The 21,440-nt window shown below is 61.4% G+C and carries 16 protein-coding genes; 12 read left to right on the top strand and 4 right to left on the bottom strand.

Annotation, left to right across the window (positions count from 1 at the left end):
• Positions 1–44: 44 nt before the first annotated feature.
• Positions 45–689 carry a helix-turn-helix domain-containing protein gene (locus tag R3E82_12550; GenBank protein ID MEZ5551714.1) on the bottom strand — a complete coding sequence of 215 codons (645 nt, stop codon included), beginning with the start codon at positions 687–689 and terminating at the stop codon, positions 45–47.
• A 70-nt stretch (positions 690–759) separates the two neighbouring features.
• Between R3E82_12550 and R3E82_12545 the strand changes: the two genes are divergently transcribed.
• From R3E82_12545 to R3E82_12510, 8 genes are all read left to right on the top strand, one after another.
• Positions 760–1,617, top strand: coding sequence for an outer membrane lipoprotein-sorting protein (locus tag R3E82_12545; protein ID MEZ5551713.1), 858 nt, complete (start codon positions 760–762; stop codon positions 1,615–1,617).
• A gap of 59 nt (positions 1,618–1,676) precedes the next feature.
• A complete protein-coding gene (locus R3E82_12540; GenBank protein MEZ5551712.1) occupies positions 1,677–2,945 on the top strand; it encodes an FtsX-like permease family protein in 1,269 nt (422 codons plus the stop codon).
• Between the two features lie 12 nt (positions 2,946–2,957).
• A complete protein-coding gene (locus R3E82_12535; protein ID MEZ5551711.1) occupies positions 2,958–4,253 on the top strand; it encodes an FtsX-like permease family protein in 1,296 nt (431 codons plus the stop codon).
• An 80-nt stretch (positions 4,254–4,333) separates the two neighbouring features.
• Positions 4,334–5,560 (top strand): FtsX-like permease family protein, encoded by a 1,227-nt coding sequence (locus R3E82_12530; GenBank protein MEZ5551710.1) that lies wholly within the window; start codon positions 4,334–4,336, stop codon positions 5,558–5,560.
• The gene (locus R3E82_12525; protein ID MEZ5551709.1) at positions 5,557–6,252 is read left to right on the top strand and encodes an ABC transporter ATP-binding protein; all 696 of its coding nucleotides are present in this window, start codon (positions 5,557–5,559) and stop codon (positions 6,250–6,252) included. Before R3E82_12530 ends, R3E82_12525 begins: the two co-directional genes overlap by 4 nt.
• Positions 6,249–7,502, top strand: a complete 1,254-nt coding sequence (locus tag R3E82_12520; protein ID MEZ5551708.1) for a hypothetical protein — start codon at positions 6,249–6,251, stop codon at positions 7,500–7,502. Before R3E82_12525 ends, R3E82_12520 begins: the two co-directional genes overlap by 4 nt.
• A 24-nt stretch (positions 7,503–7,526) precedes the next feature.
• A complete protein-coding gene (locus tag R3E82_12515; GenBank protein MEZ5551707.1) occupies positions 7,527–8,201 on the top strand; it encodes a histidine phosphatase family protein in 675 nt (224 codons plus the stop codon).
• A gap of 72 nt (positions 8,202–8,273) precedes the next feature.
• Complete coding sequence (locus tag R3E82_12510; GenBank protein MEZ5551706.1) at positions 8,274–9,836, top strand: AMP-binding protein; 1,563 nt, start codon at positions 8,274–8,276, stop codon at positions 9,834–9,836.
• A 140-nt stretch (positions 9,837–9,976) separates the two neighbouring features.
• Here the strand turns inward: R3E82_12510 and R3E82_12505 are convergent, their stop codons facing one another.
• The gene (locus R3E82_12505; GenBank protein ID MEZ5551705.1) at positions 9,977–11,122 is read right to left on the bottom strand and encodes a crosslink repair DNA glycosylase YcaQ family protein; all 1,146 of its coding nucleotides are present in this window, start codon (positions 11,120–11,122) and stop codon (positions 9,977–9,979) included.
• 165 nt (positions 11,123–11,287) lie between these two features.
• Between R3E82_12505 and R3E82_12500 the strand changes: the two genes are divergently transcribed.
• The 4 genes from R3E82_12500 (at position 11,288) to R3E82_12485 (ending at position 16,398) form a co-directional block, all read left to right on the top strand.
• Complete coding sequence (locus tag R3E82_12500) at positions 11,288–11,947, top strand: thiopurine S-methyltransferase (GenBank protein MEZ5551704.1); 660 nt, start codon at positions 11,288–11,290, stop codon at positions 11,945–11,947.
• A gap of 60 nt (positions 11,948–12,007) precedes the next feature.
• Positions 12,008–12,910, top strand: a complete 903-nt coding sequence (locus tag R3E82_12495) for an ion transporter (GenBank protein ID MEZ5551703.1) — start codon at positions 12,008–12,010, stop codon at positions 12,908–12,910.
• Positions 12,911–13,051: 141 nt separating this feature from the next.
• Positions 13,052–15,739, top strand: coding sequence for an aconitate hydratase AcnA (gene acnA, locus R3E82_12490; protein ID MEZ5551702.1), 2,688 nt, complete (start codon positions 13,052–13,054; stop codon positions 15,737–15,739).
• A gap of 23 nt (positions 15,740–15,762) precedes the next feature.
• Positions 15,763–16,398 (top strand): HAD family phosphatase, encoded by a 636-nt coding sequence (locus tag R3E82_12485; GenBank protein ID MEZ5551701.1) that lies wholly within the window; start codon positions 15,763–15,765, stop codon positions 16,396–16,398.
• A gap of 531 nt (positions 16,399–16,929) precedes the next feature.
• On the opposite strand, the gene R3E82_12480 is transcribed toward R3E82_12485, so the two are convergent.
• The gene (locus R3E82_12480) at positions 16,930–18,744 is read right to left on the bottom strand and encodes an SLC13 family permease (protein ID MEZ5551700.1); all 1,815 of its coding nucleotides are present in this window, start codon (positions 18,742–18,744) and stop codon (positions 16,930–16,932) included.
• 99 nt (positions 18,745–18,843) lie between these two features.
• Complete coding sequence (gene lon, locus R3E82_12475; GenBank protein MEZ5551699.1) at positions 18,844–21,264, bottom strand: endopeptidase La; 2,421 nt, start codon at positions 21,262–21,264, stop codon at positions 18,844–18,846.
• Positions 21,265–21,440: the final 176 nt, after the last annotated feature.

The raw sequence follows: 21,440 nt of genomic DNA, 5'->3' as shown, positions 1-21,440 counted from the left end.
GGCCGTCGCCTGCCTGAGGCCGCCATCGGGTCAAGCGTCTGCGGTCAGGACTGCCGGGTCAGATAAGGTCGCAGAAGAATTTCCATCTGGGCGTCGAGGCTGGCGAGGGTAGAGTCGAGGTCGCGCGTCGGCTCGTAGAGAAACCTGGAAAGACACTGTTCCGCCAGACTGTTGAGTGTTTCCGCGAGCAGGCGCACGTCGACACCGGCGATCAGATCCCGGGAGCGCTGGGAGCGGTGCAGCAGGCGGGCGATCATTTCCTCTGCAGCCGCCTGATCGACCAGCGACATCATGCGGGAGCCGGATTTGCGCTTGTTCCAGATCTCGGTGGCAACGAACCACCACAGCTCGCGCTGCTCGGGCGCGCCCAGGGTCTGCAGGCGAATCCGGTTGATGGCGCTCAGGGTAGCGAGCAGACCGCCTTCGTAGGCGTCGATGCGTCTGGCGATCTTCACAGAGATATCTGCGATGTCGGTGGAGAGGATGGCTTCGAGGATGCTGGCCTTGGTCGGGAAGTAGTTGTAGAGGGTCTGGTAGCTGAGTTCGGCGACGCTGGCGATGTCGCGCATCTTGGTCTTCTGATAGCCGTGACGGTCGATGAGCACCCGCGCGGCTCGCAGGATGTCGCGCTGGGCGCGCTGCTTCTTGCGCTCTCGCAAGGGCAGTTCGTCGAGTCGGGTCGTAGCCATCAATTTAATTTTGACAAGATCAATAATTGGGGAGAGTATGCTTTTTCGAAGGGTGTTACCAGAGGGATCAATGCGCCGAAGTCGCTCCAGCCACCCGATTGACGTCCGTGATGTCCTGCTGTGGGCGTTACTCGTAGTTGGCGCCGCCCTGTCCAGTCCCATGCGCGTCGCGGCGGCGCAGAGTGCCGATGAACCGGAAGTCCGGAAGCCGGATGTCCAGGAGCCGGGTGTCCGGGAGCCGGGTGCCCGGGAACTGGTTGCAGGTGCCCTGGACCTGATCCGCGGACGGACGTCCTACATGGAGATGTCGATGCTGGTGCATCGCCCCGAGTGGGAGCGGAGTTCATCACTCGTTTCCTGGACACGGGGCCGCGAGGACGCGCTGATCCGCTTTACCGCGCCTGCCCGGGACGCCGGCAATGCGACCCTGAAACAGGGCGACAAGATGTGGACCTACACCCCCAAGCTCAACCGCACCATTCGACTGCCGTACAGCCTGATGTCGCAGAGTTGGGCGGGTTCGGATTTTTCCTATAACGATCTGTCGAAAACCGACGACATGCTGCGCTACTACGATCTGAGCATTGCGGATTCGGTTGAGCAGGACGGCCATCGGATCTATACGATCGAGGCGATCCCGCATGATGACTCGCCCGTGGTCTGGGGCAAGGAGCAGCTGGTACTGCGCGATGACTACGTGTTGATCTCGCAGACGTTTTACGATCAGGCAATGGTGCCACTCAAACGACTGGAAACGCTGGAAATCGCCGAGCTCGGGGGTCGGACGATGAGTGTGCGGATGCGCATGATTCAACTCGATGAAGTCGATCACTACACCGAGGTGAGCTACGACGCAGCGCAATTCGACATCGCACTAGAAGACCGCACATTCACGGTTTATGCGTTGCAGAGTGGGGCCGCTCCATGAGTAGCGGGGCTCATGTCATGGGTTCTGTAAAGGGCCGCGCTGCATGAGGGAGTTTTGACATGAGCGAGACCGTTGCGGAACTCGCGCCTGTAAAGCCTGCCTTCCAGGGCTTTCTGAGTGTCCGGATCGGCTGGCGGAACCTCTGGCGTAACCGGCGCCGCACCTGGCTCACTGCAGGCAGTATCGCCTTCGCTGTGCTCCTTGTGGTCTTCACCATGGCCTTTCAGCTCGGCCAGTACGGTGTGATGATCGACAACGCGACCACGCTGATCAGCGGGCACATTCAGGTGCAGAGCCGCGAATTTGTCGCAGACAGCAGATTCGAAGACACGATGGCGGAAGCCTCGGGGCTTGTTACCGGGATCGCCTCGATTCCCGGTGTGATCGCAGTGGCGCCGCGCGTGGAAACCTTCGCCCTGGCTTCGGCGGACGAACGCAGTTTTGGCGCCCAGGTGATAGGCATCGACGTGGATGCCGAAGCCAGGACAGTGCGGATCACGAAGATGCTCAAGTCGGGTCACGGCATCACAGCCACCGAAGAGGCGCTGCTGGGCACGGTCCTGGCACGAAACCTGGGCGTTGCTCTGGGTGACGAAGTCATCATTCTCGGCAGCGGTAAGGAAGGTGGTGTGGCTGCGATGGTTGTGCGGGTCGCCGGTCTGCTGGAATCGGGGATAACAGATCTCGATCGGGTTCTGCTGCTGGCGCACCTTGATGTGGTGCAGGATGCCTTTGGTCTGCACGACGAAGTCCACACCCTCGCTGTTCGAGTGGACGATGTTGCGAACAGTGAGCGCATTACAGGATCAATTCAGGCGCAGCTACCCGCCGCACTGATCGCGCGGGACTGGCCTGAGGTGATGCCCGATCTCTATCAGAGTATCGAAATCGACCGGCTCTCCGGACAGATCATGTACGGCATCATCATGGGACTGGTGGCCTTCAGTGTGGTGAACAGCTTCATCATGACCGTGTTCGAGCGCACCCGTGAGTTCGGCATGCTGCTGGCGATCGGCATGAAGCCGCGGCGCATCATCGCCATGCTGCAGTGGGAGTCTCTGTTTCAGTGGCTGGTCGGTGTCGGGATCGGGCTGCTGCTGGCATCGATCCTTGTCGGCTGGTTCGCGAAAGAAGGTATCTATCTGGGTGAGGCGCTGGAAGACTACGCGCAGCAGTTCTACATGCCCTCGCGCCTTTACCCGGCATTCTCAACTGAAGCACTGCTCACAGCGCCGGTGATCATGCTTCTGGCGACTCAGTTCGCCTCTCTGATTCCAGCACTTCGCATCCATCGGCTGCGGCCTGTGGAAGCGCTCCGCAGCACCTGAGGGGAATTCGCGATGGCGGAAACCAGCATGGATACCCCTGCGGCTGCGCCTGTCACCGGCGGTGGTCGGAGCGTTGTAGGTGCGATGGCCTGGCGCAACCTGTGGCGCAATCGTCGCCGAACCTGGCTCACCAGTGCCGGCATCGCCTTCGCAGTATGGATGCTGGTTTTTGCCCAGAGCCTGCAGGAAGGTACCTTCGCCACCATGATCGACAATGGCGCGCGCCTCGCACTCGGCCATGTTCAACTTCAGCATCCCGGTTACCTCGATGATCCCCGCATGGAGTACAGCATCGATGCCGATCCGCAGCTGCTGGAAGCGATCAGATCCAGCAGCGGTGTTGTGAACGCGTCGGCGCGGGCGCAGGGGTTTGCGCTGGTGTCCCATGGCGAGCGCAGTTTCGGTGCCCAGGTTCAGGGAGTGGACGCGGTGGTAGAAGCTCGATGGTCCACGCTGCCTGGCATGGTCAGTGCCGGACGTTACCTGGCCGGGCCCGGAGAGGCTCTGCTCGGCTCCGTGCTCGCCCGCAACCTGGGACTTGCAGTCGGCGATGAAGTCGTAATGCTCGGTACCGCGCGGGAGGGGGGCGTGGCTGCCACCGTTGCCGAGGTTGTGGGATTGTTCACCAGCGGCCAGGCGGAACTCGATCGTTCACTGCTGCAGATCGACATCAGTGATTTCCGGACGGGCTGGAGCCTCGGTCCCACCGAAGCCCACAGCGTGGTGGTGCTCGCGAACTCTGTCGCGGTGAGCGAAGAAGTTGCCGCTGATCTGTTGCGACTGCGGCAGGTTCGCGGATCGGAGAGTGATTGGGCGGTGCTGGGCTGGCGCACGCTGATGCCGGAGGCGGAACAGTACATCGAGCTGAAGCGGGTAGGCACCCGGCTCATGTTCGCGGTGATCACCATCATCGTCACCTTCAGTGTGGTCAACACCTTCATGATGACGGTGTTCGAGCGCACGCCGGAGTTCGGCATGCTGACTGCCATCGGCATGCGGCCGGGTAAAATCATGCTGCAACTTGCGGCTGAGTCCTTCTGGATGGCGGCGCTGGGTCTTGCGCTGGGTTTCGGATTCAGTCTGCTGTGCATTGTGCCGCTGATGATTTATGGCATGCCGCTGCCGGGTGCTGCGGATGAGATTCTGCGTGAATTCAACATGCCCGACCGCCTGTACCCGACCTTCAGCATGAATGCGGCAGTGACTGCCGCCCTGATCATGCTGATCGGCACGCAGTTCGCTGCGCTGATTCCAATGCTGAAGATCCGCCGGCTGCGTCCGGTCGAGGCACTGCGTGCTCGGGCCTAGGAAACCTCTGAGGTGTTGCTGCTTATGCAGAGGTTCCCTGGCAGCTGCGGAAGTCGGATGGAAAAGTCTGAGGAAAATGCATGCCGTTAAAGCTTCTGTTTCAGCTGAGTAGTCGCAACCTGTTCCGGCACCGGCGACGCAACGCCATGCTGCTGGCAGCCATCGTCGTCGCTGTTGCGGGAGTGACCGTGACCAACAGTCTCATCCGCGGCATGCAGTTCGACATGCGGGAATCAGCCGTGGCCAATCTCACCGGCCACTTGAAAATTCTGGCGCCCGGATATCGTGATGATCCGAATATCGAGAAGAGTTTTGAGCTGGCGAAGAACTGGCAGCCTGATTTTCCTGCCGATCAGCTCGCCGGCTGGGCTGCCCGCATCCGCATTCCGGCGGTCATCATGAGTGAGCGGGAAACCCGGGGCATCCAGTTTGTCGGTGTGGATCCGAAACAGGAGAACATCTCCTTCCTGGGTGATGTGGCACACACGGGAGAAATGCTCAATGGACCTGAGGATAATCGGGTGCTGATCGGCAAGGAGCTCGCGCGCCAGCTGGAGACCGAAATCGGCCGCCGGCTGGTCATCATCACCCAGGGCATCGATGGCAAGAACCGGGAATCGGGATTCCGGATTGCCGGTCTGTTCGATGCAGAAGGCACCGGGCTCGAGAAGCAGTTCGTGTTCACGGGGGTAGCGACGCTGCAGAAGATGGTCGATGCGGAAGTGGTGACGGAGGTTTCCATCAAGCTGACCACCGAGGCTGATGATCAGAAGCTGGGGCTCAATCTGAGATCGACGCTGACCAGCTTCTTCACCGGACTGGATGTGCTCGACTGGCAGCAGCTCGAACCTCAGGCGGCGGCGATGTTCATCTTTGCCGACAGCGCCATATTCATATGGTTTCTGGTCATGATGGGTGCACTCATCTTCGGTCTGGTCAATACGCTGATCACTGCTGTCATGGAACGGATCAGAGAGTTCGGAGTGTTACGGGCGGTGGGTATGCAGTCACGTCTGATCATCGTGCAGGTGATGCTCGAATCTGCGCTGATCATGAGCGCGGGCGTTGCCCTCGGCCTCGGTCTTGGCTGGTTGCTGGCCACCCAGTGGCTGGGCGAAGGCATCAACCTGGCCGACTGGGCGGAAGGCATCGAGATGGCCGGCATGAGCAGTGTGCTCAAACCCCGCGTGCTGACCGCCGACATGATACTCGTGGCGTCACTGAGCCTGGTGTTCGGCGTGCTGGCTGCCCTCTACCCCGCCTGGCGCGCGGTCAAAATCAAACCTCTGGAGGCTCTCAGAAAATGACAGATACAGTCGTCCGCTGCACCGGTGTTTCAAGAATCTACCAGGATGATTCGGTGCCGGTACGAGCCCTGCAGAATGTTGATTTTGAGGTCAAGTCAGGAGATTTCGTGAGTCTGGCTGGCCCTTCCGGATCGGGCAAGTCCACCCTGCTCAACATCATCGGCGGTCTCGATCGGCCGGATGCGGGCACCGTGCAGGTGGACGGTCAGATACTCAACGAGCTGAGTGAGAGCGAGCTTTCCGATCTGCGATTACTGAAGATGGGTTTCGTGTTTCAGGCTTACAACCTGATCCCGGTGTTGTCTGCAAGGGAAAATGTGGAGTTCATAATGCAGCTGCAGGGTGTAGGGGCTGCAGAACGCGCAGAGCGTGCTATTGCAATTCTGAAAGAACTGGGCCTGGAAGGGATGACGGACCGTCGCCCGGGTGAGATGTCCGGTGGCCAGCAGCAGAGGGTGGCCGTGGCACGGGCCATTGTTACGAAACCCGTACTCCTGCTGGCGGACGAGCCGAGTGCGAACCTCGATTCGAGCACCACCAGAGAGCTGCTCGAGCTGCTGCGCACGCTCAATGAAGATCACGGGGTGACCATTGTCACTGCCACCCATGATCCCCAGGTGATGAGTTATGCGAAACGGCAGGTACGGCTGCGGGATGGGCAGATCATCGAGGACAGCGCAACCCCATCATGATCCTTTCTGCCGGAAGCTGGCGCTGGCAGTCGCTACTGCTGCTGTTGTGGGGCTGGTTCAGTCCCGCTGCCGGTGTCGAAATTGATGCCCGTGTGAAAGTCTTCGGTGCGGGTGCTGCACTGATCGACACAGATGCACAACGACTTCAGGACGGTACACCGGCGTACGACTACACGGCGGATACCCGGCTGATGCTCTCCCATGAGAGCGGTAACTTCACCTGGCTGGCCCACCATTCGACGATTGTCGCCGGGGGCGATTCCTACGGGTTTCAGGTGAATTCCGGCGCGGTGCTGGATCAGGCGGTGACAAATGATGATCGAAGGCTGATGGATCTGACCTGGGTGCTCGACTCGGGCGCAAGCCATCAACTGCTGCACCGCATTGACCGCATGGCCATGCAGTACAACGGTACCAGCTGGGGATTGACCGTCGGCCGCCAGGCGGTGAGCTGGGGTAATGGCCAGGTATTCCAGCCGATGGATCTGTTCAGCCCCTTTGCCCCGACCACCGTCGATCGCGACTACAAATCCGGTGATGATCTGATTCTGCTCGACAAACTGTTCAGCGATGGCAGCGATCTGCAGTTGCTCGCGGTCGCGCGTCGTGACTTCGAGGGCGACGTGAGCCATCGTGCCAGCAGCGCAGCCGCCAAGTGGCACAGGTTCGTCGGCTCCGGTGAGCTGGAACTCGTTGGCGGTCAGCACTACGAGGATCAGGTGTTCGGTGTCTCCTGGCGGATGCCCCTGGGCGGCGCGCTGCTGCGCAGTGACATCATCGCGACGAGGCTCGATGAGGGAGACTGGAAGGTATCGGGGATTCTGAACCTGGACTACAGCTTCACGGTCAATGAACGGGTCGCCTATGTGGCGGCCGAGTACTACCACAACGACTTCGGGGTGAAGTCTCTACCCCTGACCCCGCTGGCATTACCTGATCCGCTGACCGAACGGCTTGCCCGGGGTGAGGTATTCAACCTGATGCGTGATTACCTGGCGCTCACAGGCAACCTGGAATGGCACGCGCTGTGGAACCAGTCTCTTACCCTGATCACCAATCTCCATGATGGCAGCGCTCTTGTGCAGAGTCAGCTCACCTACGATCTGAATGATCACTCCCGGGCGGATGCAGGTGTTGTCCTGTCCCTGGGTCGTGCCGGTGAGGAATTCGGCGGTGTACCGCTTGCGGGCGATGCGTTGACCTCCGGCGGTGCCATTCAGGGGTATCTGCGCTGGGTTTACTATTTCTAGGTATGGATGACCAGGGAGGCAGGCTTGGGTGAATTCGGCGATGCCAGCGTTGATCTGGTTGCAGCGGTTCTTGGACGCCGTGTCCGCCGCTGTTTGCTGCTGATACGGCACTCGGCCCGGGAGTATGAGCCGGGCAGACATGATCTGGAGAATCCGCTCACCGCAGAAGGTCGTGCGCTGTCGCGTCGCCTGGGAGAACGGCTGCCGAAGTCGCTGACACTGCGTGGTTATGCAGGCCCACCCCATCGCTGCATGGAAACCGCGGAGCTGGTACTGGCGGGTCATGAAGCCCGCGGCGGTGCGATCACCCGGCACCGCCCGCTGGAAGCGCTTGGAGTGTTCTATGCGCTGGATCAGATGAAGATGTGGAAAGGCATGCGCGAGGCGGGCGGACTGGTGCCTTATATGGCTCAGTGGTTTGCAGGCGGAGTACCTGCCGATGCGATGATGCAGCCTGCGTCTGCTGCGCGATTGCTCGCCACTGTACTCGCGGCAAAACTGCGCTCGCCGGTTGCCGACCATCAGCTCGATGTCTGTGTGTCCCATGACATGAGCCTCCATCTGCTGCGACACCAGCTGCTCGGCGAGCGGCTGGATGAAGCGCCGGTGGCATACCTCGACGGCCTGCTGCTTTTCGAAGAGGACGGTGTGCTGAAGATGGCCAGTCATCGGGGTACCGAGACAGCGCTTGAACTGTAGAACACGGAATCCTGAAAAACAGTCAGGCGATCCACTAGAATCAGGCCAGGACCTGATGGGAAGGGGAGTCCTATGACAGAAACACCGAATGCACTTGACCAGGCTCTGGAGCAGGGAATGGCCCTGGCTTATCACGCCAGCCGGCAGCCCGAGCGTACGGCCCTGTCTTCCAGATTTGGCGAGCGGACCTTCAGAGAACTCAATGCCCACGCCAATCAGCTCGTGCGCATGCTGCGCCAGCGCGGTGTTGGTGCGGGTGATGCCATCGCGGTAGTGAGCCGCAACCGGCCGGAATTTGTCGAGGCGCTGGCAGCCGCGCTGCGGGGCGGTCTGCGATTTACCCCTGTGAATTTTCACCTGACCGCCGAAGAAGCCGGCTATGTCATCGACAACTGCGAAGCGAAGGCCGTGATCTACGATGCGGGCCTGGGTACCGCGACCGCGGCGGTGGAGCATGCGGCCGGTTGTTCAGTCCGATTGTCGGTCGGCGGTGCGATTCCCGGATTCGAGGATTTCAGCGAAGCGATTGCAGACTTCGATGACGGCGACATTCCCGATCCGATCCGGGGTGGCACCATGCTTTACACCTCAGGCACCACCGGGCGCCCCAAAGGCGTGTACCGTCGACAACAGCCGGTGGCGCGCGCCACCGTGGCGAGCCAGGCTGGTGGCGGTCCCGGCGCCGTCAATCTGTGTACCGGACCCATGTATCACGCAGCCCCTCTGGCCTTCAATGTCAGCGCGCCGCTGAATGCGGGGGCCGCGCTGGTGCTGATGGACCGCTGGGATGCTGAGGAAACCCTGCGTCTGATCGAAACCCATGGAGTAACCCATACCCATATGGTGGCCACCATGTTTCACCGGCTGCTGCAGCTGCCTGATGAAGTGAAACAGAAGTACGATATCTCCAGCCTGCAGTATGTGGTGCATGGCGCAGCACCCTGTCCGGTACATGTGAAACAGGCGATGATCGAGTGGCTGGGTCCGGTGATCAACGAGTACTACGCTGCCACCGAAGGCGGTAACAACTACACCATCGATTCCGCCACCTGGCTGCGTAAACCGGGCAGTGTGGGGAGGACGCCGACACCGGAAAACACCCGCATCCTCGACGATGAGGGCAACGAAGTCGCCCAGGGCGAAACCGGCAGCATTTATTTCCGCGCACCCGAAGTGGGTCGTTTTGAATATTTCAAATCTGCGGACAAGACGGCGGAAACCTACCGCGGCGACTGGTTCACCCTCGGTGATATGGGTTATGTGGACGAAGACGGTTTTCTCTTCCTCAACGGACGCAGTGCGGAGACCATCATCTCCGGCGGTGTGAACATCTACCCTCAGGAAGTCGACGAAGTGCTGCTGCAACACACGGCAGTGCTCGATGCCTGCACGGTCGGAGTGCCGAATGAAGAATGGGGTGAGGAGGTTAAGGCCGTCGTGCAGTTGCGCCCCGGACACGAGCCGACGCCGGTGCTGGCCGATGCCATCATCGCCCATGCCCGGAGCCGGCTTGCGGCCTTCAAATGCCCGAGATCGGTGGACTTCGTGGCAGATCTGCCGCGGTTGCCCAGCGGCAAGATTCAGCGCCGCGTCGTGCGCACGCCATACTGGAGCGGCCGCAGCCGGCAGATCTGAAGGGCGCGAAAGAGGACCAAGGGGAGCGCAGCTGCGGCGGGTCGTCCATGACCCCGGAAGCACGTCCCTGTGCTGCATCCCTGCGCAAAGGGAACTCTAGAACAGTTGCCCGATCTGTCGAGTCAACCGTTCACCCGGGCTTACGCGGCGCGCCAGCGGGCCTTCGCCGGCAGGGCGGGTGGTGCGCATCCGTTGTCGTGGGCGAATCGATCCAGCCCATCCTGCAGCGCTGCCAGGAACTCCGCAGGTGCCCGCACACGCAGGGCATCGTCTTCGATAAACAGATCGCGGATCTCGAGTCTTGCCTCGGGGCGATGAGCCTTGCAGTCCAGCCGTCCGACGAGCCGGTCCCGATAGAGAATCGGCAGGCAGAAGTATCCGTAGCGGCGCTTATGCTCGGGCACATAGCACTCGACCTGGTAGTCGAAGCCGAAAACCGTCCGGGTGCGCTTGCGCTGAATCACCAGATTGTCGAAAGGCGAGAGGATGCTGACCCGGTTGCTGGAAACCGGTGCGCGCCTCTCCAGCAGTTCCGGTTCCGCGAAGGCCGGACTGCCATCCGGCAGGCGCACCGGAACCAGTATCGAGTCGGCAACACGCTCCTCGAGGATCTGCTGCAGTGTTGTGCGCAGACTCGCACCCGGTCGCAGATAGAGCACGGCGGGTGAGGTGGCGAAGCCCTGTGTTCTCAGTGTTGCGTCAAGCAGGTGAGCCACGAATTCCCGCTCGGACGGCGCGCCTGTGTCAACATCGGCCGGCAGCACCCGTTCGGTGAGATCGTAGATCTTCTCGAAGCCATCCCGACCGACCGCCATCAGGTCGCCCTGCATGAAGAGCTGCTCCAGTGCACCTTTGGCCGGCTTCCAGTTCCACCAGCCGCCACCGGAGTGGTCGGGCGCGTCGAAGTCCCTGGCTTTCAGCGCACCCTCTTCCCGGATACGCGCCAGCACATCCTGCAGCAGCCCGGTGTTGCGGCTTCTGACCCAGCGATCGGCCTTCGCCGCCATGCGCTGCATCTTCGGTAAGGCGAACCGGTAATCGGTGATCGGCAGGTAGGCGGCGGCGTGGTACCAGTATTCGAATATACGACCCTCACGCTGCAGCCTCTCCAGATGCTCGGGCTGATAGTTGCTGACCCGGGTGCGCAGTACATGGTGGTGAGCGCGCGCTACCACGGAAATGGTGTCGATCTGCACGTAGCCGAGCTGTTCGATCGCCCGCAGGGTGGCCGCTTTGCCCCGTCCGAAGGGTTCCCGTTTCAGCAGACCCTGGCGCTCGAGGACCATCCGCCGCAACTTGGCCGCGGGGACGGTGGGAGGTGTTCGGGTTGCTCGCTCGGGCACGTTGGGTTAAACAACTGTCAGGGGAGAGCTTTATAACACCACCGGCATGGGTTCAGGTGCCTTCACGGGCCACGGGCAGCTGCCGGTGTCACTGAAAAGGTGTCCGCAATGGACCGGGACTTCTGGCTGGAACGCTGGGACCAGGGGCAGATCGGCTTCCACCAGGCACTGGTGAATCCGCTGCTCGCCCGTTACTGGCCCGATCTGGAGGTCAGCACCCAGGCCGGCGTGTTCGTGCCGCTGTGCGGCAAGAGCCTCGATATGCGCTACCTGCGGGACCGGGGTCATCGCGTGGTGGGGGTTGAACTCTCCGAGCGCGCAATTCAAGCCTACTTTGCGGAAGCGGGTGAGACCGCTGTGAAGGAATCCGGCTTCTATCTTCAGCAGTACCGTGGCGAACGTACGGTGATTCACTGTGGTGATCTGTTCGATCTGCAGGGCTCGGACCTGCAGGGCGTGCGGGGTGTCTATGACCGGGGCGCTCTGGTCGCGCTGCCTGCAACGATGCGCAGGCGCTACGCCGATCACCTGCAGCGCATCCTGCCGGATCGAACCGTGACCCTGCTCATCACCCTCGAATATGATCAGGCACTGATCGATGGCCCGCCCTTCGCGGTGTCCGAGTCCGAGGTACAGGCTCTGTTCGGTGATCGCGGCTCGGTCACCCGTCTCGCCCGGCACAGGGCTGTGGATCTTCCGCCGCGTTTCGGCAAGGCGGGTGTCTCCGAGGCGCGGGAGGTGGTCTATCGTCTGGAGAAGACGGTTTGAATTATCGTAAGGCATGGTAGCCTCTTGAACCATCCGGCAACCTGAGGCAGCGAGAGCGCGATGGCCCTGAACAGAAATGCCATCCGCATCATTATCTTCGAGGCCGATACCCCGGCCGGTAAGGCATTCGATGTCGTCCTGCTGGTGAGTATTCTGATCAGCGTGGTGGCCGTGCTGCTCGACTCTGTTGCAGCACTTCACGAGCGCTACGGTCGCATCTTCCTGATTCTCGAATGGACCTTCACCATCGCTTTCACAGTGGAGTACGCCCTGCGGCTCTGGTGTATCGAAAATACCGCGCGCTACGCCCGCAGCTTTTTCGGCATCGTCGATCTGCTGGGTATCCTGCCGACCTACCTGAGCATGTTCATCGCCGATTCCCAGTACCTGCTGGTGATCCGCATTCTCCGCGTGCTGCGGGTATTCCGTGTGCTGCGCATGGTCCGCTACGTGGGGGAGGCGCAACTGCTGAGCCAGGCGCTGCTGGCAAGCCGCCGCAAGATTGCCGTGTTCATCACTTCTGTACTCGCACTGGTGGTGATTTTCGGCTGTCTCATGTATCTGATCGAAGGCGAAGAGCATGGCTTCACCAGTATCCCGAAGAGCATCTACTGGGCGGTGATCACCCTCACCACCGTCGGCTATGGTGATCTGACACCGCAGACGCCTTTTGGCCAGGCCATGGCTACCCTGGTGATGATCATGGGCTACGGAATCATTGCGGTACCCACGGGCATCGTCACCATGGAGTTGAGTGAGGCTCAGCGCCGTTCAGCCAACACCCGTACCTGCCCCGCCTGTTCGGCGGAAGGGCATGTTGCCGAAGCCAGCTACTGCTGGCGCTGTGGTGAGCATCTGTTCCGTAAGGATCTTCGAGCAGCAGAGGCCGATCAGCGTGCGGCCGACGAAGAGAGCCGGGACGCCGAAGACGCTGGCTCCGGGGACAAGGCGGTCAGCGATTAGCCCGGACGGGCGCCGGGATCATCGATTCCAGTCTTCTGACGGCGCAGTTGGCTGCGTTTCCACCGGAAATTCCTACCGGAATTTGGGAGTTGTGGTCCCGTTGAGGCAAAATGGTCCTCTTTTTCCCTCCGGACGCGACGAATCATGAGTCTAGACAGCTTCAAATCCCGTAAAACGCTCAAGGTGGGCGCCAGCTCTTACGAGTACTACAGCCTCCCGGCTGCCCAGGCAGCGGGTGCGGGTGCGGTGGATCGACTCCCGGTGTCGCTGAAAATCCTGCTCGAGAATCTGCTGCGTTTCGAAGACAACAACACGGTCAAGAAGGCCGATATCACCGCCCTGGCAGGCTGGGCGGCGAATCCGCCACCGGCGGAAGAAATTGCCTACCGTCCGGCCCGGGTCCTCATGCAGGACTTTACCGGCGTGCCCGCGGTGGCCGATCTCGCTGCGATGCGCAGCGTGGTGAAGGAGGCAGGCTATGACGCCAGTATCGTCAACCCGCTCTCACCGGTGGATCTGGTGATCGATCACTCGGTGATGGTGGACAAGTTCGGCAATGCGGACGCCTTCGATGCGAACGTCGCCCTGGAAATGACCCGCAATGGTGAGCGCTATCGTTTCCTGCGCTGGGGTCAGCAGGCCTTCGACAACTTCCGCGTGGTGCCCCCGGGCACCGGCATCTGCCATCAGGTGAATCTGGAGTATCTGGCCAGAGCGGTGTGGACCAGGGAAGAGGGGGGCAAGACCTTCGCTTTCCCGGATACTCTGGTCGGGACAGACAGTCACACGACCATGATCAACGGCCTCGGTGTGCTGGGCTGGGGTGTGGGTGGCATCGAAGCGGAAGCCGCCATGCTCGGCCAGCCCGTGTCCATGCTCATTCCCGATGTGGTGGGCTTCAAACTTTCCGGCAGACTCCAGGAAGGCATCACCGCCACCGACCTGGTGCTCACCGTGGTGGAGATGCTGCGCAAGCACGGTGTGGTCGGGAAGTTCGTCGAATTCTACGGCGACGGCCTCAACGATCTGCCCCTGGCGGATCGGGCCACCATCGCCAACATGGCGCCCGAATATGGGGCGACCTGCGGCTTTTTCCCCATCGACGGGGAGACCATCAACTATCTGCGCCTGTCCGACCGCCCGAAGGAAACCGTGGCGCTGGTGGAGGCCTACGCCAGGGCCCAGGGCATGTGGCGCGAGAATGGTGCGGCGGAACCTGCTTTTACCGCCACTCTCGGCCTCGATCTCTCGACGGTCGAACCCAGCCTCGCCGGCCCGAAGCGGCCCCAGGATCGGGTGGCCATGCGCAACACCCGCAAGGCGTTCGACGAAGCTCTGGAACTTCAGGGTCGCGGCAGTGCGCTGGACGCCCGGGTACCCGTGCCAGGCACCAGCTATGACCTCGGCCATGGCGACGTGGTGCTGGCGGCGATCACCTCCTGCACCAACACCTCCAATCCGGCGGTGATGCTGGGTGCCGGCCTGGTGGCGAAGAAGGCTCTGGCCCTGGGGCTCAAGGTTCAGCCCTGGGTAAAGACCTCCCTGGCGCCGGGCTCCAAGGTGGTCACAGAGTATCTGGAAAAAACCGGCCTGCAGGACGATCTCGACAGCCTCGGGTTCAACCTGGTGGGTTACGGCTGCACCACCTGCATCGGTAACTCCGGCCCCCTGCCGGAGCCCATCTCTGCCGCCATCAGCGCGGGGGATCTGGTGGTGGCGTCGGTGCTCTCGGGTAACCGTAACTTCGAAGGCCGCGTGCACCAGGAAATCCGTACCAACTGGCTGGCGTCGCCGCCGCTGGTGGTGGCCTATGCGATCGCCGGCACCACGCGCATCGATCTTTCGAAAGATCCGATCGGCAAAGGCAAGGATGGCAAAGACGTCTTTCTCAAGGACATCTGGCCCAGCAATGCGGAAATCAGCACGGCTGTGGCTCAGGTTTCTGCGGACATGTTCGAGCGCCAGTACGGCGATGTCTTTACCGGCCCGGCCGCCTGGCAGGCCATCGACGTCTCCAGCGCGGCAACCTACGGCTGGGAATCTTCCACCTACATCAAGCAGCCGCCCTTCTTTTCAGTGGGCGGGGATCTGGACCAGGATGTTGCAGTTTCCGGCGCGCGGGTACTGGCCGTGCTCGGTGACAGCGTGACAACGGACCACATTTCCCCGGCGGGTGCCATCCAGCCGGACAGTCCGGCCGGACAGTACCTGCTGCAGCATGCGGTGACCGAGGACGACTTCAACTCCTACGGTTCCCGGCGCGGCAATCACGAAGTGATGATGCGCGGCACCTTCGCCAACACCCGCATCAAGAATGAAATGGTGCCGGGCACGGAAGGCGGCTACACGCGCCACATCCCCAGTGGTGACGAACTGTCGATCTATGACGCCGCCATGCGTTATCAGGGTGAAGGCATCCCGCTGGTGGTGATCGGCGGCAAGGAGTACGGCACCGGATCCTCCCGTGACTGGGCGGCGAAGGGCACCCGGCTGCTGGGTGTGAAGGCTGTGGTGGTGGAAAGTTTCGAACGTATCCACCGCTCCAACCTGATCGGCATGGGCGTTCTGCCACTGCAGTTCAGAGAAGGGGAAGATCGTAAAACCCTGGGTCTGAAAGGCGATGAAATCATCGACATCGCGCTGCCCAAGGGCGTGCGCACGGTGACCCCGCGGCAGGACATGGTGCTGCGAATCCGCCGCGCGGATGGTTCGACAGCAGAAACCACGGTGATGAGCCGCCTCGACACGGAAAACGAGATTGCCTACTTCAAGTCCGGCGGCATTCTCCAGTACGTGTTGAACAACCTGGTGGCCGCAGCATCGAAGTAACTTCTCCCCCGCGCCCGGGTGCGGTGGTATTCGACATGGACGGCCTGCTGCTCGATTCGGAGCGGCTGGCCCGGGACTGCTTCCTGCAGGCCTGTGCGGATGTCGGCTGGCCGGCGGATCTTGCCGCCTATGACCTCTGCGTGGGCGGTACCTACGAATCCACCGAGCGCATCCTCATCGCCGCCTACGGCCCGGACTTTCCCTATGCGCGATTGAGCGAGTGCTGGGGAGCGCACTACGAAGCTTACATTCAGACCCGGCCGGTGGCCGTCAAAGCCGGTGCGCGGGAACTGCTGGATCATCTTGCGGATCTCGGCATTCCCCGGGCGCTGGCCACTTCCACCCGGCGCGCCACCGCCCTGCAGAAGCTGCGGCTGGCGGGCCTGGAGGACTATTTCTCCCACCTCGTCTGTGGTGGCGAGACCCCGCGGGGCAAGCCCCATCCGGATCCCTATCTCGAAGCAACCCGCCGTCTGTCCCATCCCCCGGGCCAGTGCTGGGCGCTGGAGGATTCCAACAACGGTGTCCGCGCCGCCCATGCCGCCGGTCTGCGGGTATTCCAGGTTCCCGATCTGGTCCAGCCGGATCCGCAGGTCGCCGCACTCGGGCACCAGGTGGTGGGCTCGCTGTTCGAGGTGCTTGAACTGCTGCTCGATTAGCCCCGATCCGTCAACGGCTGCAGCTGTTCGGCCAGGAATCCCGGAAGGGGTTGATCAGGGCGTGATCGAGGACGGACTGCCCCGGGCCTCGCTCGGCGGCTCCGCCGTGCCCTCGCGCAGCGATTTGCCTCACGGGAAGCCCGCGAGGCAACTCCGCCAATCGAGGGGAGCCCGGAGGGCCCGAGCGTAGGCCCGCCCCATTCCTTTCTCCACCGCGACCTCGCATCCACCCCAGCCTCGCAATAGGCTGCGAAATCAGGCCGCCAGGACTTGTAAGGAGTATTTCTAAAGCGCCAGGTTGAGTGAACTGGCGCACATCTGAAACTTTTCTACTGTTGTGTAATCCCGGACTCGCTGGCGTGCACAAGTTGCGGCGTCTGGGAAAAACTTACGACAAGAAACGGAATAGACGTGATAAATCGAAGCGAGTCCGAACTGATCGCGCGGGAAAGAAACAATCAGTCCGCGCAGAAAATCCCACGCATCCCCCGGGAGCCATGGACCGGTCGTCCGGGTCGAAGCCGGTTCGACTCAGAAGTACATGGCGCTCAACACCCAGGTCAGCGTCACCCACATCAGAATCGATAGCGGCACCCCGACCTTCACGAAATCTGCGAAGGTGTAGTTGCCTGCGCTCATCACCAGCAGATTGGTGTTGTAGGCCATGGGAGTGGCATAGCTGAGATTGGCCCCGAATAACACCGCGAGCACGAAGGGTTCCGGGGGAAGATTCAGCTGCACGGCAATACTGACTGCGATCGGCGTACCGATCACTGCGGCGGCATTGTTCGTGACCACATTGGTGAGAATCGCGAGCATCAGCATCAGCCCGCCGAGTATCACGGTGGGGCTCGCGCCGTCGGTCGCACTGAGAAAGACACTGGTGATGTAGTCGATCGCGCCGGTTTCGATGAGGGCGTGACCGAGTGCCAGACTGGCGACCACCACGAAATAGACCGAAGTGCTGATCGCCCGCACGGCAGCTTCCAGATCCAGACAGCGGGTGAGCAGCAGAATGACCGCACCACTGATGGCGCTGACCGCGATCGGCAGAATGCCCGCAGCGGAAAGCAGAACCACGCCGGCAAGCACAGCGAGGGCGAGGAAGGCTTTGCTGGTTTTGGGCAGGTCCATGCTGGCGTCGACCACGAGAAAATCCGTCGAGCGCTTGAGGGCAGAAATCTGTTCTGCAGGACCCTGCACGAGCAGGATGTCTCCCGGCTGGAGTATCACGTCCTGAATTTCTTCCTTGGCATGCCAGATGTCCTTGCCGGCACGGTGCAGGGCCAGCACGGCAAGCTGAAACCGATCCAGGAAGCGGGTGTATTTGAGATTGGCCCGATCCAGCGTCGATCCCGGTACCACGGCGATCTCGGCGAGCACCTGATTCTCGGCCAGCAGAGGATGGGCTTCATCGACAATGTGATCGCCGGAGTACATGCGAGCTTTGAGTGCTTTCTCGAATCCTTTGAGGCGATTCGGTGTATCACGCACACGCAGCCGGTCACCGGCCCGCAGACGCACATCCGGCAGGGGCAATACGAATGCGTCACCGCGGCGTATGCGGACGACGTGCATGTCACCACCGGCGGCGGCCTTTGCCTCGGCCAGGGTTCTGTCGACAAAGGGGGAGTCCTCCCCGATATGCAGGCGGGCGTCGAAAACCCGGGGAGAAGGGTTGGAGAGCTCAATCTGCCGTGCCGGCAGAATACGTGGAGCAATCAGCCACAGATACAGGATGGCCACCCCGGCGCCGATGCTGGCGGGGAAAACGAAATCGAACATGCCGATGGAATCGAGCCCCATGTCAGCAGCCACGCTCACAACCAGCAGATTTGTGGAGGTTCCGATCGTCGTAGCCATACCGCCGACCAGGGTCGCGAAACCCATGGGCATGAGAATTCCGGTCGGTGAAGCCCCGGTGCGCAGGCAGACGCTGATCAGAATGGGGAGCAGAAGCACCACGATGGGCGTGTTGTTGATGAAGGCCGAAAGCACTGCACTGAGCACCAGGGTCAGCAGGAAAGACAGGTAGGGGGCCTTGCCCCAGATCCGGGACAACAGGGTGCCGATTGGTTCCAGGGCGCCGGTGCGCACCAGACCCTGGCCGAGCACGAGCAGCGCACAGACTGCGATCAGCGCTTCGTGCGCAAAGCCGTGAAAAAATTCCGTGGCCTTTATGCCGGGATAGGGAAAGAGGGTGAATCCGATGGCGAGTACGGCGATCAGACCGAGACTGGTCATCTCCAGCGGAATGCGATCCCGGGTGAACAGATAGAGGGCGAAGACCGTAAGCACCATCGCAGCGATGGCGTGCAGATCCGGGGCGACTATGCTTGGGGACAAAAAGTACTCCTGGGGAGACGCGTTTCAGACCGCACCGAATTCTGACAGCCCGATCACTGACCACCGCGCCGGGAAGTTCGGACCCGGCGCTGCGCCGGACTAGAATATCAGTTCTGCGACTTCCTCGAAGTCCTTGACGAAATGCACCTTGATGCCTTTGCGAATGTGCTCGGGCACCTCCTCGTAATCACGTTCATTGGCGGCCGGAAGGATGACGGTGCGGATTTTCTGTCGTCTGGCCGCGAGCAGTTTCTCACGCACTCCGCCGATCGGGTAGACGTGACCGGTCAGCGTGAGTTCACCTGTCATCGCGCAGTTGATACGGGGCTGACGCGCACGCGCGAGCGACAGCAGTGCGCTGGCGATGGTGATTCCCGCACTCGGACCATCTTTCGGAGTCGCACCGGCCGGGACATGCAGGTGGATGAACGCCTTGTCGAAATATCCGGCAGGCACTCCCAGGGCATCTGCATTGGCGATCAGGTGACTGTAAGCGATATTGGCGGATTCCTGCATGACCTCGCCGAGCTGCCCCGTCAACTGGAAACCCGCGGACCGGCTGTGGACGCGAGTCGCTTCAACAGGCAGTGTGGCACCGCCGAGTGCTGTCCAGGCCAGACCGGTCACCACACCCACACCTTTCTGGCGAAGCTCCTTCTCATAGAGTGGACGGCCGAGATAGTCCGATACGTCTGTCGCTTTCACGACCAGCGGGCGTTGCGCACCTTTCAGGAGCTTCATCACCGCCTTGCGGACGATGGCTGCCAGGGCTTTGTCCAGGCGGCGGACGCCCGCTTCCCTGGAATAGCCTTCGACGATCTGGCGCAGCGCGGCGGCCTCGATTGTAAGGTCGCCCCGGCGTTTCAATCCGGCGCGTTCGAGCTGACGAGGCAACAGATGGCGCCGTGCAATGGCGAGTTTCTCCTTGTCCAGGTAGCCGGAAAGGTGGATGACTTCCATGCGATCCAGAAGCGGACCGGGGATCGTATCCAGCTGATTGGCAGTGCAGACAAACAGGACTCTGGAGAGGTCGAGGTCGACGTCCAGATAGTGATCATGAAAGCTGCTGTTCTGTTCCGGGTCGAGCACCTCCAGCAGCGCGCTGGCGGGATCCCCCTGAAATGAAGCGCCGATCTTGTCCACTTCATCCAGCATCACCACGGGATTCACCACCCGGGTGTCCTTGAGTGCCTGCACCAGCTTGCCCGGCATGGCGCCGATGTAGGTGCGGCGGTGACCCTTGATCTCGGCTTCGTCGCGCATACCGCCAACACTGAAACGATAGAACTTGCGCTCCAGTGCCGCAGCGATGGCCCGGCCGAGCGACGTCTTGCCGACACCCGGAGGACCGACGAAGCAGATGATGGAACCGGCGACCTGGCCTTTCATGATGCCGAGGGCGAGAAACTCGAGGATGCGCTCCTTGACGTCTTCGAGACCTTCATGATGGCGATTCAGGGTGCGGGTGGCCGCTTCCAGATCCCGGGCGTCGTCACTGGTCAGCCCCCAGGGTACCGACGTCAGCCAGTCGAGGTAGTTGCGGGTGACACCGTATTCCGGCGAGCCGACCTCGAGCATCGACAGCTTCTGCAGCTCGTCCTCGATCCGCTGCATGACGGCCGGTGGCACCGTGAGGGATTCGAGACGTTCCCGAAAATCATCGATCTCAGCCGTCTTGTCGTCCTTGGCGATCCCCAGTTCCTTCTGGATGTATTTGAGCTGCTGGCGAAGAACGGCTTCGCGCTGGTGGGATTGGATTTCGGCTTCGACGTGACGGCGGATTTCCATCTGTGCCTTGGCGATCTGCAGCTCCTTGTGCAGCAGTTCCACCACCTTTTCGAGTCGCCGCTGCAGGTTGACTGTTTCCAGCACCTCCTGCAGTTCGGGTTTACTCGACGAGGTCAGACTGGCTGCGAAATCTGCCAGCACAGAGGGTTCGTTCGGATTGGACCGCGCAAGGAAAACTTTCAGCTCTTCGCCGTAGAGCGGATTCAGGGGGATCAGTTCCTTGATGATGTTGATGATCGCGATCGCATAGGCTTTTTCGGTGTCCGCATCTGAACCGATCCGTTCCGGAAAATACTGGGCATTCACGGCGAAGGGGGGTTGATCCTTCAGCCAGCGCCGCACGCGGAAGCGCTGCAGACCTTCGAGCAGGATCTGCAGCTGGGCGCCCTCCCGGTGCACGCGGTGGATACGACACAGAGTGCCCATTTCAAAAAGGTCCGCGGGAGCCGGTATGCCATCGGAGGATTCCCGGGTCGCAATCAGGCCAACGACGTCCTGGCCCCGCTCGCGGATGGCTTCGACGGTGCTGAGCCAGTGCTCTGCACCCACGATCAGGGGAATCGCCTGGCCGGGGAAGAAAGGACGGTCGTGTGGGAGGACGTGGATGAGGTTGGGGTATGCCTCACTCGGCAGGATGATCTGTCTGCCGGAATCAGCATCCTGCTCCGCCTCCGAGTCGGTCTGCTCAGAAAGGGGCCGATCTATTGGCTTGCCCTGTTGATCGATATCCATGCGCGGCACTCGACTCTCATAAGAGGGTTATGTGCGGGCAGATCAGAAAAATCAAAGGGGTTGCCCGTTACCTCAGCCGGTTCCGGGTCTGTCCGCTGCAGATGAAGGCTGGTCAGCCGCTGACGCTGAGGATGTCGCTGTCGGGCTTTATCCTGGAAGGACAGGCTCAGTCGATC

It is taken from the genome of Pseudomonadales bacterium, assembly GCA_041395945.1.
In the GTDB taxonomy this organism is placed as follows: domain Bacteria; phylum Pseudomonadota; class Gammaproteobacteria; order Pseudomonadales; family Azotimanducaceae; genus SZUA-309.
Note: the sequence above shows the minus strand (reverse complement) of the source record. Positions and strands in the feature narration are given on the sequence as shown.

Coding starts and splice junctions, on each gene's coding strand:
- R3E82_12550 (MEZ5551714.1), bottom strand. CDS start 689: ATGGCTACGACCCGACTCGACGAACTGCCCTTGCGAGAGCGCAAGAAG.
- R3E82_12545 (MEZ5551713.1), top strand. CDS start 760: ATGCGCCGAAGTCGCTCCAGCCACCCGATTGACGTCCGTGATGTCCTG.
- R3E82_12540 (MEZ5551712.1), top strand. CDS start 1,677: ATGAGCGAGACCGTTGCGGAACTCGCGCCTGTAAAGCCTGCCTTCCAG.
- R3E82_12535 (MEZ5551711.1), top strand. CDS start 2,958: ATGGCGGAAACCAGCATGGATACCCCTGCGGCTGCGCCTGTCACCGGC.
- R3E82_12530 (MEZ5551710.1), top strand. CDS start 4,334: ATGCCGTTAAAGCTTCTGTTTCAGCTGAGTAGTCGCAACCTGTTCCGG.
- R3E82_12525 (MEZ5551709.1), top strand. CDS start 5,557: ATGACAGATACAGTCGTCCGCTGCACCGGTGTTTCAAGAATCTACCAG.
- R3E82_12520 (MEZ5551708.1), top strand. CDS start 6,249: ATGATCCTTTCTGCCGGAAGCTGGCGCTGGCAGTCGCTACTGCTGCTG.
- R3E82_12510 (MEZ5551706.1), top strand. CDS start 8,274: ATGACAGAAACACCGAATGCACTTGACCAGGCTCTGGAGCAGGGAATG.
- R3E82_12505 (MEZ5551705.1), bottom strand. CDS start 11,122: ATGGTCCTCGAGCGCCAGGGTCTGCTGAAACGGGAACCCTTCGGACGG.
- R3E82_12500 (MEZ5551704.1), top strand. CDS start 11,288: ATGGACCGGGACTTCTGGCTGGAACGCTGGGACCAGGGGCAGATCGGC.
- R3E82_12495 (MEZ5551703.1), top strand. CDS start 12,008: ATGGCCCTGAACAGAAATGCCATCCGCATCATTATCTTCGAGGCCGAT.
- lon (MEZ5551699.1), bottom strand. CDS start 21,264: ATGGATATCGATCAACAGGGCAAGCCAATAGATCGGCCCCTTTCTGAG.